The sequence below is a fragment of the Nioella ostreopsis genome, from assembly GCF_004000255.1.
Classification (GTDB): Bacteria; Pseudomonadota; Alphaproteobacteria; order Rhodobacterales; family Rhodobacteraceae; genus Nioella; species Nioella ostreopsis.
This window is the reverse complement of sequence record NZ_RCIQ01000042.1, coordinates 3,701-16,141: the sequence shown is the minus strand read 5'-3', so window position 1 is coordinate 16,141 and position 12,441 is coordinate 3,701. Positions and strand designations below refer to the sequence as shown.

Here is a 12,441-nt window from a genome sequence, read left to right as displayed (position 1 = left end):
CAGAGTTTTTCAACAGCATCGGCGGAAAGCCGTCATTCGCTGCACCAGCGTGGAAACCACGGCCGTGACAAGAAGCGGCCGTTTAATTCATCGATACTAGTTGCTTATGGTCGGTGTACAGCGTTCCTTCTGGCTGTAACGCCAAGATTGTTTCTTGATGGCAATTGCATATTAAGGTTGATTTCCAATAGGATCTGCTTGGCGTCGGACGACGGGCTTTTTCATTTAGGTCATTGATGCCAACACAAGGGGAGCGTCCCAAACGAAATGAAGACAGAAGATATCGCCAAGTTTGCGCAAACCTGTTTCCAAGGATCCCCCACAATTATCCTTGGCAGTGGCGCCTCTATGCCACATGGATTGCCAAGTATGGGAGCACTGAGCGACTGCCTGCGTGACAAGCTGGAAACAGCGGGCCAAGCCGAAGAGGACGCTTGGTTGTTGGTCCGGACAGCCTTGGCAAACGGTGATCATCTTGAAGCCGCGTTGGAGGGCAAAGCTTTGCCGGATACCCTGCTGGCGAAGATCGTCGGCCTGACTTGGCAATGTGTCAACGAGAAGGATACAGCGCTCTTGAGCCTTGCAGCGTCAAATGGCCAGGAATTCGCTCTTGGGCATTTGCTGTCCGGGATGTTCAACAGCACGCTGAACGAGATCCATGTTGTCACCACCAACTATGATCGTGTCGCAGAGTTTGCTTGCAATTCCAAAGGAGTGCTTTTTCAGACTGGTTTCGCTCCAGGCTATGTCCAGAAGTGGGAAAGCACCGGCGGCGTCAAATTCCGGCATGGGGCTAAAGCTTCGCGGGTCGTCAAGATCTGGAAGGTCCATGGCTCGCTAGACTGGTTCCGCACTGAAGACGAGCGAACGGTCGGACTACCGGTTTTCGAATTGCCACCAGCCGAATACGCTCCTCTGATCGTTACCCCTGGGTTTAACAAATACGAGACAACCTCTCAAGACCCGTTCCGAACGATAATTAATGGTGCAGATAACGCACTGAAGACAGCCTCTGCGTTTCTTTGTATCGGATTTGGCTTCCGCGATCTGCACATCCACCCAAAAATCATCGAACGATGTCGGGAAAAAAACGTGCCCATCGTTGTACTAGCCAGAACGCTGACCGACGAGGCCAAAGACTTTCTCAAGAGCAAAGCCGGCGCGAACTACATGGGAATCGAGATGTCCGGTGCCGGAAGTAAGGTCTACCGTCCTGAGGCTCCCGATGGTGTCGAGGTGGCGACTGCTGATTTGTGGTCGCTTTCAGGTTTCAACAATTTAGTACTCTAGGTAATGCACATGTCCATTTTCGATTTCGCAGACAATGAAGCCCTCGGCAGCGTGATTTCAGTAGATACCGCCGCAGCGACTATCCGCGTCGATGACCTCGACCGGCTCAAGCGCCTTCAAGTGAACCGATTGGTGGTTCTCCAAAGTAGCAAGCCCGGGCAACACTTGATTGGTGTGGTGGTGCGGATCACCAGGAAACCCGACAACCGCGATTTGGACGAGGCCGAGTTGACCGACGTGGAGTTGATCCCGAACGAGAACAACCTCGTCAAGATCACACTTATCGGCACCTTGCTCGACAAAGTTGGAGAGGAGGAGAACGTTTTCCGCCGTACGTTAGAAACCGTGCCGGAAATCGACGCCAATTGCTTCTCTCTGGAGGGTGAACGCCTCACCAATTTCATGCAGGTCATTTCCAACGTGAAAACCGACGGCCCAAAGCTGTCTTTGGGAAACTTTACGTTGGATGACGAAGCTGTTGCTTATCTGAATGGCAACAAGCTCTTCCAACGACATGCCGTGATTGTCGGGAGTACGGGATCAGGCAAGTCCTGGACTACGGCTCGATTGCTGGACCAAATCGCTGAATTGCCACAGGCTAACGTGGTCTTGTTCGACATCCATGGTGAGTACCGCCCGCTGAAAAGCGAGGCATTTAAGCACTTGAGGATTGCGGGGCCTTCAGACATCGAAAACAAACGCGGTTTGGATGACGGAGTTCTACACCTGCCGTACTGGTTGCTGGGGTACGAGGCGCTGGTGTCCATGTTCGTTGACCGCAGTGACCAGAACGCGCCAAACCAATCGATGATCATGACGCGCACTATCGTCGACGCAAAAAAGGGCACCCTAGATCCGGTCAAGCATAAAGAAATATTGGAGAATTTCACGATCGACAGCCCTGTGCCATTCGACATCAATGCAGTCTTGCAGAAACTCAAAGACCTAGATGAAGAGATGGTGCCAGGCGCCAGGGGCGAAAAGCAGGGCCCCTATCATGGCAAGCTGAGCAGGTTGATCGGTCGCCTAGAAGCAAAGAGGCATGATCGTCGGCTAGCGTTCCTGTTTCAGCCTCCTAACGAATGCATGCACATGGAATGGTTAGAACGAATGGTTCATGCAATTTCAACCGGTCGCGGGGCTCAGGATGGCAATGAAGGCGGCATCAAGATTATCGACTTCTCAGAAGTGCCATCTGACGTACTGCCCTTGATAGTGAGTCTCTTGGCTCAAATTATTTTCTCTACGAGCCTCTGGACGAAATCTGACCAGCGGCACCCTATCGCAATCATGTGTGATGAGGCCCATCTGTACATACCAGAGCGGATGAGTGCTGACAGTTCTGACGCTGTCGCCGTCGAGATTTTTGAGCGGATTGCAAAAGAGGGCCGCAAATATGGTATAGGGCTCGTGGTTATCAGCCAGCGGCCATCAGAAGTAAACCGGACTGTTCTGAGCCAGTGCAACAATGTTGTTGCCATGCGTTTGACCAACGGTGACGATCAGAGCGTGATAAAACGTCTCCTTCCTGATAGCCTTGGGAGTTTTGGTGATCTATTGCCTGTCTTGGACATCGGAGAAGCTCTGGTCGTCGGCGACGCAAGCCTTCTGCCAACACGTATACGCATAGCCGAACCCAAGATGAAGCCTGACAGCCAGACTGTTGCCTTCTGGGATCGATGGAACGACGTTGAGCCAAAATCAGACACGCCCAACTCGATCCGCTCTTGGCGGCGGCAGAGCATGAACTGACAATGTTGGCAAAGCGGGTTAGTGGAATAGCAAGGCTCTTTGGGCACATCGCAAATGGTTCGCCAGACTGCAAAGTGGAAGTAGCCCATACTCGAGCATTTGACACTCCGTCTTGCTCTGCGGCTTTCCAAAAGCCATCGAATTCCGCACTCGCGGCGAATGACGGCGTTGAGCGATGCCACTGCCGCATCGATTATTGGTTGGCGCCTGTCGGCAATGAGCCGAGGCTGTGTGAAAACTCCAATTTCGAGGATCTGGCGGGAACAGTTTCCTCAGTGGCCCGTATGCGGCGACCCGCGCCAGAGCGAAGCACTGCCGCGGCTCCCTCGGGAGAACGTCGTTTCGGGGTCGACCATGCCTGACCGAGTTTCCACACAGCCTCGGCCGACACCAGGCGCAACCAGCGCTTGGCATGAGCGGAAGGTCATGGGATGCAGCTTGTTATATCGTATTGTTCCTGTAAGCTGCTCTTGTGTAGGGACTGCTCCTAGCCCCAGGTAGCCTTAGGGTTTATGGGTGTCGTGGTTCCTGCACGCCTAGACCATCATGCTTTCGCCGCGGCTCATATATCGTCCAAAACTTCAGATTCGGATTCGAAGCTGGTTCCTGCGATAACCCTCGCAAGACAATCCGAACGAGACCGGTTTGTCGAAACGGAAACGTTACCATGCTATCAAGCTGGAAGAAAATGTACTGCTTGTCGTCGGTCTTGCCGCTATAGAGGTCCGACAGTGGTTTCGAGCAATTTTCTAGTATTTTTCGAGCTGCTCCTAGAAGAACAAAGCTCTGGTATTTTGAAAGCTGGCTTCGGTCAGGTCGAGTGATATGTCGCCAACCATCCCTATCAAACTGGACACGTTGGCTGGGAACTCCGACACATATGGGCATTGCGTCCAGCTCTTTATATAGTCTCCGAGACGATTTCTGAATGTGCTCCTTGCTCCGTAGGTGCGGGAAATCATCTGCGAAAGTATGTATTTTTTGCGCCTGCAGGTCGTGGTGTAACGTTCCGCAGAGTTGGCGAATTTTCAGTTTTGCATGAGAATCGAATGGTTGGTCTTCTGGGACCAATATTTGCGATGATGTCGTGGCCTCTTCGGGTTTAATGTTAACCCACCGTGCGCTCAGGTCATCTGGATTTACCAAGATTACTATTGCAGCTCCGACGACCCTGCGCCAAGCAGCCAAATTTCGGGTGAGTTGCTCAGCGGCTATTGGAATGGCAAGCATTCCGTCTTTGCGGGGCTTGGCTTTTACGCACTTTACTTGTGCAAAGATGATTTGACCGGAAAGCTCACCACCACTTTCAAGAAATATCAGGCCGTCAACGGCGTCGTCGTTGTGAGCTTCGATGGGTTGCCAGCGCGCCTGCCAAGAACCGAGAACGATCCTCTCAACTACGTTTACACCCAGCTGCCCCTGCCGTTGCGTTGTCAAGCTCATGTGTAGTTCCGATCGTTTGCCTTTCAGTGACCCTAGTCCGGCGTTACTCGAATGTCAGCAATGCCGAACTGGGGCGAACCACCGAAGAACATGTCCAATGTCCGCAAAGGGCCGTCAACAACGTCGGCTCTACGGGGAAGCCGGAGGCGGCGCTGCACCGCCCCAGGTCGGCATTGTGGCCCAATGCGGCCTAAATGGACATAGATGGGTATCTCCTAGCCAACCGTGCAAGATCGTGAGAGTTTTAAGTGAAGGTCGCGCAGGGCTGTGCGGCATGTCGAAAGATCATACAGCCGCTTGGTGTTCAGGCCCAACTCCGAATAAAGGGAAGTACGAAGTGATCGAGATATCCCAGCCGCTGATCATTGATAGCATTCAGTCGCATGGAAAAACGCAATGGGTATCGCCCAATACCAAAGAGTTGGTAACTGTCGAAGAAGCAGCTGCTGGTTGGTTTCGAAAAAATGGATACTATGCTTCACACGATTACAGGGCTATTCTCGATTCCTTATTAATTTCTACTATGTATGAACGTCCCACAACGGATGACGTTGGTCAAATACTGTTAGAGGGTTTGATGACAACTGACAGGGCCAAAATTGAAAACGAAAAGGCAGCACTTTTTGGCCGCCACGCGCACGGCTCCGGCGGAGCACTGGAAAGGGCGAAGAACGAACTCGCAAAGAAGCACGAAGAGTGCCTAAATGCCGCACCAAGTCGCTCGCGTGAGGGGATAGAGAAGAATCTTAGATCAATCCTTCCAAGAATTGTAGAGAATAGAGAATCCAACCTGAAAAAAGCACGTGTGGCACCGCACAAAGACTATGTAAGTGTCATCTTCGGGACCTCTATGAATAGTGAACAGAGGATCACTTGTGCGCTCGCTCTTCTATCTTCGTTGGGTATTGTTAAGCTCATCGAGCTGCAACGGTTTCACGCCCAAAGAAGATCATTTAATAGGATAAAGGGTTGGCCAGATTTGCTGATATGGAATAATCAAGATTGCTTTTTCAGAGAGGTGAAGTCGCCTGGCGATAAATTGAGCGATGACCAAGAAAGCATAATAGCCCAATTGAAACGGATGGGCATAGACGCGGATGTTTTGCTTGTCACCGACGGCAGAGCCATCAAATCGGGTCGTTCTTCGCAAGAGGTGGGGTCATTAATCCCTGCGTCAAACTCAACCGAAGGTGACTCGTTGAACTCAGGCTTGAGGGAAACTGTCGTTGCGCTTGAGCGCATGCACAGTTTGCGCCAGAGGGCATTTGCCAACGAATTTATCTATGGCCTGGAGACGACCTATTACTTCATTTCAGAAGAGTATGGACTTCAATTCCCGTATGTGGATGGTAGCAGGATAGCTGATTTCAGTAACAATTTTGCAGAAACCCAGAACCGTATCCTTCGAGCAACAAAGGAGAAATTGCCGAAGGAGTTCTCAGAAGTCAAAGCGGAATTGGATTCTGGAAGGAAGAAATTAGCTCGATATCTTTCCGAGGTAGATGTTTTCGAACTTGAGATGAAAGAAAGCTATTTTGAGCTGCCATTCATATGGATTTCCACTGAAAGCGGAAAGCCTAGGTTCGGCATCTCAATCGATCGTGAAAGTTTTATAGGAGGTAAGAGCAAACCCTTCTTTCTTCGAAAGGTCACTGCAACGCTGGAACTTCTTCACAAAGAGCTCCCAGCAACAAATGCTGCGTCAAGAAATGAATTTCATTCTTGGTACTGTCGATTTACCGAACAAAGCGGAGGACCGGTAAGGGCAAGAACGCTTAGGGCCGCTGTGTTCAAGTTCTTTATATTACGCCCGTGGATATTGATGCGATCTGATCAGTTTGGGCGTCCAGTTGGTCCGATTATTTGTGAAGACGGGGATGGGTTCCCTGGCATCGAAAGGTTGAACGATGAGCGAATAAAAGTAGAACCGCCCAAGGGCTACACGGAATTCGTGGATGAGGCAAGTAATGCTTTGCAGAGATTGAAGGCAAATGGATAAACGCTCAATGAGTTGGCTGAGTCAGGCGTAGCTGGAACGGCGGTTTTTTCATTGTTCGATCGGAAGGTCCACAATCTCACCTCGTGCTGCAAATCAATCATTTGATCACTTATGCGGTTCCGAAGTGCCGCGAATTGGAGCATTGCCCCGCACTGTCGCCATCGGGCCGATGAAAATGCTGCGCGATGAACGAATGGCCGTTCTGGGGAAGCAGCTGTGCGGCGCTCGACGGGCCGTTGGAGGTCTGCTCTGGGCCGTGATTGACGTTGGTCAGGGCATGGATGCCCCAGTGCCTCCGAGGTCGGCTTGGAGCCCAGAGTTCCAAATGCTGCGAAATCTTCGAATGACTGCACTCTGCTCGAAGCGGTCAGGCGCGAACCGTGTCTTACAGTTGCACCGGACAACGCCCAATCGTCGTTTGCTTCGCTAGCCTAACGTTTTCCAAACCCGTCGAGAACGTTGCGCGTGATCTGCTCGACCTGGCTGTCTTGACGGATCAGGCCAGCGACCCATTCGCAGGTTGCAGCGGTGAATATCTCGCCCTTGCCACGCTTCCACGAGACGATCATCCCGTTACCGCGCTTGCAGGCGTCGAGCGTCTTGGGGGTGATCTCGCCAAACAAGACCTGGGCCTTGAACGCCGCGTCGTCCGAGCCGATGTAAAGCGTCTCGCCCCAGATGCCGTGGTCCGCCTCGATATTGGTGGCCAGCCCCATGGCAATGATCTCGATTTCGGGAACCGCACCGTCGGTGCAGGTCGGATATGGCAGCCCATCCTTGAACTCATAGTCCAGCCCGTCGACCTCGTATCCGAAAATCCGCGACCGGGCCCCCAGCACATCGCCATAGCCAACACCCGCACCGTCAAACGCCCAATGATCGTCGCGATAGATCGTGAAACCGCCCGCACCGCCGCGCACACAATTGCCAAGCCCGGCATAAACGCCGCGCAGGGCGTTGACCCCAAAGGTCTGGGCACCGGGGCGGTTCACCGGCGCGACCTCGAAGGCGCCGGAGACGAGATGCTCCTGATCTGTCCCCATCAAGGGATCCTGGTCGGCGAGATACTTGTAACAGACTTGCGTGCGACCCTCGTTCTCGATCCTAGTCTGCCACAGGAAGTTACCGGCGAACCGCGCGACATTGCCGCCACCCTCGACATAAGCATCGACCGCGTCGCGCATCTCAGCGCTCCAGTATTCGTCGTGGCCGACGAATACGGCGCAGGCATATCGGTTCAGCAGGTCCGGATCGCGATGCAGATCATGCAGCGCGATCACGTCGAAGTCATAGCCTTCCCCCTCGGCCCAGCGGGCAAAGTGGCGTTCATAGCTGGCCCAGCCCGCCGAGGCGTATTTCTTGGAATAGCCATAGGCATACGCCCATTCCATGTAGGGATAGCGCACCATCTCGCCGGTTCTGGTCGGCTGTTCGCGCAGCGCACGTGGGGCGCCTTCTGGCAATTTGCAAAGGCCACGGCTCCAGGGGCGTTGAGTCGAGACAACCGGGGAGAAAGCGTTGCCGTCCGGTCCGGTGATACCTTCGTAATGGTTCGAGCCGCCCCAACAATTATAGGCCAGCCATGTGCCCGTCGCGCAAACCAGCACATAAGGCGGCAGCGGAGCGTCGGGCGCGCTTCTGACCAGTATGATATGGTGCTCTTCGACCAGATCATCACCCCGGCGGGCGCGAAAGGTCATCAAATAGCCGCCGGGCGTCCAGCTTTCGGGAATGGTGAAGGCGTAGGTCTCGGGCCAGCCGCAACCCGTGACAGAGCAGCTAGCCGGTGTCGGATGATGCACCCCCCGCAGGCCGGTTTCCGTCAGGAGCTTCTGATAGATCAGCCCGTCGCGACCGATTTCCAGATCCCATTCCGGTGCCGTCGTTGACACATGCAGCGCCACCCGGTCGCCAGGGGCATAGCTCATCTCGGGCGTGTAGCCCCAGATTTCAAGCACCCGGTCATCGCGCGCCGACCCGATGTAATAGTGATCAAGGATATGCCGCGCCTTGGCCCGTGTGCGCGGTGTGATGGCGGGGCCGGTCTGGTCCTGGGTCATGTGTCTACTCCGGCAGATATTTGTCCGACCAGCTTTCAGCGGCGGCGCTTGTGTCAATCATGCTTTGGATTTCATCCTCGCCATAGCCCAAGCCCGCAAGGATCTCGCGCGTTTGTTGTCCGTATTTCGGCGCAGGTCCTGGAATGGTGATCTTTGCTTTGCCCGGGCGCACAGCATTGGGCGCGACCAGATCGACCCAGCGGCCCATCGGGTGCCGGTCGTGGCGGACGACACGGAAGGTTGCTTTGCGAATGTCGATCGCGCCTTCGCTTTCCAACTGAAGTCCGGCATCGCGGGTGCCATGGAGCGAGCCAAGCGGCGTGACACCGGCCGAACTGCCGGCAAAGGCGCGTGCCCAGTGGGCGGCTGGCCTTTGCGCAAACCGGCTGGAAAGCGCGGCTTCGATGTCGGCTGCGCTCCCGGCGAGATCGGACAATTCCGGCACGCGGGCCAAGGCTGTGTCACGTTCCGTCGGCGCGGCAAAGAACATCCAGCGATCCGACGCGGCGTAGCAGCGATAGAAAGGCCCCCAACCATGCACCTCGCGCCCCGAGGGTTCATCAAACGCTGGGCGGCCGTCGTAATCATACATGAACTGCGTCTGGATCATTTCGCCCGCCGCAGCCAGAGAGGCGCGGGCAATTCCGCCCTTGCCTGTCAGCCTCAGCCGTTCCAGCGCGGCACCAAGCGCCACACAGGCGCAATACCCTGTGAGCGCGTCGATTGTGCCGAAATGGGCGTGCTCTTCCGGTGTCTCCGGCCCGCCGCCAAAGCGGGTCATCACACCCGTCGCGGCCTGTGCGAGATCATCATAGCCAAGGTGATCCGATTTCAGTCCTCGACGCGGCCCGCCCCAGGCGTCGAGCTGCACCAGAATGAGACGTGGATTGATTTCGTTCAGGCGAGCCTCTGTGAGCCTCAAGGCTGCGCGTTGCTGATCCGTGCCATTCATGGTGATCACGTCTGCCTCGGCCACCATCCGCCAAAGCGCCTCTTGCCCTTTTTCAGACCTCAGATCGAGCAAGACGCTCTCTTTCCCGCGCTGCGCGTGCAGCCCGAATACAATGGCGTTCCACGGATCGACCGAAGGCCGCACCGGCTGCACCAGCGTAACCCGCGCCCCAAAGCGCGCCAGCGTCGAACCGATGGTTGGCCCGGCAATGACGTTGGTAAGGTCCAGAACCTTCAGCTCATCGAGCCAACCGCCCTTGCCATCGCCGCCAGTGGGAGTTCGAGGCGGTTCCCCAAGAACGCCGGCAAGCACGCCGCGAAATTCATCGGCCTCGGGTCCGGCGGTCTTGTTCATCGCCCCCGGATCATCAGCGAGCCAAGCCACATTGCCCATCTGACGCATCCGCCCGTGGCGGGGATCGTCCAGTTCGATCACCAGCCCTGACGCCAGTGCATGGTCGTCCGCCAGCCATTCAGCGGTGCTCCGCTGCGCCGTGGCAGGAGCTTTGGCGGCCCCGAACAACGCTTCCCACTCATGCGACGGGCGGGTCAGAAACGCCGCCTTCATCGCGTCCGACAGGCGCTTGCGGTCGTTCTTGCCAACGGGATAGCTGCGCAGGGCCCAGTCTGCCGGCCACTGCGCCCGATCGACATAGACATCGAAATCCGGCAACTCCTCCAGCAGATCGCCCAGCCCCAGAACCTCAAGCACCCGTTGGGGATGATTCACGATCGAACAGGAAACGATGTAGAACCCGCGCCCATCAGCGCAGGCATAGGTGCGGTAGAAAGGGTCGAGAAACTCCGACAATTCGCCAAAGCTCAGATTATTGGGCAGACCTTCGCGCGCGCGACGCTCCAATTCCAATTCGCGGGGGGACTTGTAACGGTCGGGGTAGTCCTCGATCTGCTCGCAATTGTAGACGAGGCCCTCCAGCAAGGCCGAGGCGAGCGGGACCTCGATATGCTCGCCCCCCATGCGCTCTCTTGCCGTCAGGGCAAACAGCACCGACATCGCCCCGAATGCTGCACCATAGGCCGATGCCAGCCCAAGCGGCGTGAAGGACGGGTTGATCCCCATCAGCCGCCGGTTCAGGCCCATGTCGGTAAACTGACCCGTGCGGGCTGCGATGATTGCTTCCCAGGCAGCAAGACCGGCAAATTCAGGATCGGTCGAAGCAAACCCGGGAAGCGAAAGCGAAATGATATCGGGGTTCATTCGCCTTAAAACCTTGGGGCCGAGCCCCAGCCGTTCCATCACGCCGGGTTGGAAGTTCTCGATCACCACGTCGGCACGGCGCACCAGTTCGAGCGCCGTGTCACGCCCGGCCTCCGTCTTGAGATCAACCGTCAGCGCCCGCTTGCAGCGCGACAGCATGTCGAAAGCCGGGTCCTGCCATTTCGGGCCACCGGGCGGGTCGATCCGGATCACCTCGGCGCCGAGATCGGCGAGCATCATACCGACCAGCGGGCCTGCAAGGTAATGTCCAAAATCAAGGACGCGGATGTGGGAAAGGGGACGATTGTGCATTGTCGCAGAATCCTGATTTGGATGTGTCTGCCAAGCACTCTAGAAACCTGAGCGGCCAAAGGTCATACTCATCCTGCCAAAATCAGGATCAGTTCTGCCAATGCGTTCAATCACTGTCTCCGTGTTCCTGTGTGACGCCTTTTCCAACATGGTGCTGGCTTGTCTTCTTGAGCCCCTGCGCGTGGTCCGCGATCAAACAGGCGCTGAGATAAGCTGGAGCATTCTGACAGACGGTGACCGCGCGGTGACAAGCTCCAGTGGGCTGAGCGTCTCACCGGAAATGAAGATCGCCAAAGCGCCGCTCCCAGATCTGGTCATCATCGTCGGTGGTGACAAGTTTCGCGACAGGAAGGAGGCAACCGCTCCTCGGAGCCTTGGGCGGTTGATGCGGGGAGCTACTGTGATTGCTGCGGATACCGGTGCTTGGGTACTGGCGCAAGGCGGCTTTTTGAACGGCCGTAAGGTGACGCTGCACTGGCAACTTCTCGAAGAGTTTGCCGAAGAGTTTCCCAACGTCTTGGTGAGTTCCGACCGTTTCGTGCAGGATGCCGGTTTCTGGACCTGCGGCAGTGCTGCAGCGGCCCTTGATCTGATGCTGCTCTATATTCGGGATCGGTTCGGTGCTTCGGTCGCCTTTGATGCCGGCGCAATGTTTTTGCACGACAATTCCAGACGGCACGGCGCCTCTTTTCCTGATCAGGCCATCTCACAAGCGGTGTCTTCAAAGCTCAAACAAGTTCTGGCACTGATGTCCGAAGCGATCGAAACACCGCAGCCTATCCCTGTTCTCGCGAAAAAGGCCCATACATCCGAACGAACCCTGCGCCGTCTGTTCTGGGATGAACTTCAGATAACACCCGGGCGATATTACCTGCTTCTTCGGCTGGCGCGCGCGCGTGAATTGCTGCGCTACAGTGACCTCGCACATGGCGAAATCGCTCTGCGTTCCGGTTTTGCGAACGCAACGACCCTCGTCCGCAGCTTGCGGAGAAACTTCCCAAACGATCTTCGAGAGGGACGCCGGGCAAATCCATGAGATGATCAGACATCGTACGAACCAAGTCGCAGCTTAGAGCAAAGCATAGATGCAATTGATCACTTTGCAGCAAACGCGATCTACAACGTCACCATGCCGAAAGGCCGCTTCAATGCGCATTCCTGACCTTCTCAACAATCTGATCAATGCCCGCTATGTCCGCGCTGCGGACCTTCACCCTTCGAAAATGCTGCGCGGTGCGTGAATGGCAGGTCTGGGGAAGCCGCAGCGCGGCACCGGTGCTACTGATGGACGGCGGCTGTGGGCCGGAATCTTCCAACATCGCTCACGCCCACTGATGCGCTCCTGCCACACCCTTCTTATGCGTTCTCGCGCTTCCACAGTGCTTCCACGGCTGTCGTCGGAACGCAAACGCCCG

The 12,441-nt window shown here is 55.8% G+C and carries 7 protein-coding genes; 4 read left to right on the top strand and 3 right to left on the bottom strand.

Annotation, left to right across the window (positions count from 1 at the left end):
* The first annotated feature begins 267 nt into the window (after nt 1–267).
* Together EP237_RS22205 and EP237_RS22200 are read left to right on the top strand one after the other, a co-directional pair.
* A complete protein-coding gene (locus tag EP237_RS22205) occupies nt 268–1,290 on the top strand; it encodes an SIR2 family protein (RefSeq protein ID WP_127563014.1) in 1,023 nt (340 codons plus the stop codon).
* 9 nt (nt 1,291–1,299) lie between these two features.
* Nucleotides 1,300–3,042 carry an ATP-binding protein gene (locus EP237_RS22200; RefSeq protein ID WP_127563013.1) on the top strand — a complete coding sequence of 581 codons (1,743 nt, stop codon included), beginning with the start codon at nt 1,300–1,302 and terminating at the stop codon, nt 3,040–3,042.
* A gap of 510 nt (nt 3,043–3,552) precedes the next feature.
* Here the strand turns inward: EP237_RS22200 and EP237_RS22195 are convergent.
* On the bottom strand, nt 3,553–4,485 hold the full coding sequence (locus EP237_RS22195; RefSeq protein ID WP_127563012.1) for a DUF4365 domain-containing protein: 933 nt from the start codon (nt 4,483–4,485) through the stop codon (nt 3,553–3,555).
* A gap of 274 nt (nt 4,486–4,759) precedes the next feature.
* Here EP237_RS22195 and EP237_RS22190 point away from each other — a divergent pair, with 274 nt between their 5' ends.
* Nucleotides 4,760–6,484, top strand: a complete 1,725-nt coding sequence (locus EP237_RS22190; protein WP_164744800.1) for a VRR-NUC domain-containing protein — start codon at nt 4,760–4,762, stop codon at nt 6,482–6,484.
* Between the two features lie 431 nt (nt 6,485–6,915).
* Here the strand turns inward: EP237_RS22190 and EP237_RS22185 are convergent, their stop codons facing one another.
* Nucleotides 6,916–8,544 (bottom strand): N,N-dimethylformamidase beta subunit family domain-containing protein, encoded by a 1,629-nt coding sequence (locus EP237_RS22185; RefSeq protein ID WP_127563010.1) that lies wholly within the window; start codon nt 8,542–8,544, stop codon nt 6,916–6,918.
* 4 nt (nt 8,545–8,548) lie between these two features.
* A complete protein-coding gene (locus EP237_RS22180) occupies nt 8,549–11,026 on the bottom strand; it encodes a CoA transferase (RefSeq protein ID WP_127563009.1) in 2,478 nt (825 codons plus the stop codon).
* A 100-nt stretch (nt 11,027–11,126) separates the two neighbouring features.
* On the opposite strand from EP237_RS22180, the gene EP237_RS22175 reads away from it, so the two are divergent.
* Complete coding sequence (locus EP237_RS22175; protein WP_127563008.1) at nt 11,127–12,062, top strand: GlxA family transcriptional regulator; 936 nt, start codon at nt 11,127–11,129, stop codon at nt 12,060–12,062.
* The last annotated feature ends 379 nt before the right edge of the window (nt 12,063–12,441 follow it).

What these genes read in the sequence shown, in the direction of transcription:
- EP237_RS22205 (WP_127563014.1), top strand. Translation starts at nt 268, where the DNA reads ATGAAGACAGAAGATATCGCCAAGTTTGCGCAAACCTGTTTCCAAGGA.
- EP237_RS22200 (WP_127563013.1), top strand. Translation starts at nt 1,300, where the DNA reads ATGTCCATTTTCGATTTCGCAGACAATGAAGCCCTCGGCAGCGTGATT.
- EP237_RS22195 (WP_127563012.1), bottom strand. Translation starts at nt 4,485, where the DNA reads ATGAGCTTGACAACGCAACGGCAGGGGCAGCTGGGTGTAAACGTAGTT.
- EP237_RS22190 (WP_164744800.1), top strand. Translation starts at nt 4,760, where the DNA reads ATGTCGAAAGATCATACAGCCGCTTGGTGTTCAGGCCCAACTCCGAAT.
- EP237_RS22185 (WP_127563010.1), bottom strand. Translation starts at nt 8,544, where the DNA reads ATGACCCAGGACCAGACCGGCCCCGCCATCACACCGCGCACACGGGCC.
- EP237_RS22180 (WP_127563009.1), bottom strand. Translation starts at nt 11,026, where the DNA reads ATGCACAATCGTCCCCTTTCCCACATCCGCGTCCTTGATTTTGGACAT.
- EP237_RS22175 (WP_127563008.1), top strand. Translation starts at nt 11,127, where the DNA reads ATGCGTTCAATCACTGTCTCCGTGTTCCTGTGTGACGCCTTTTCCAAC.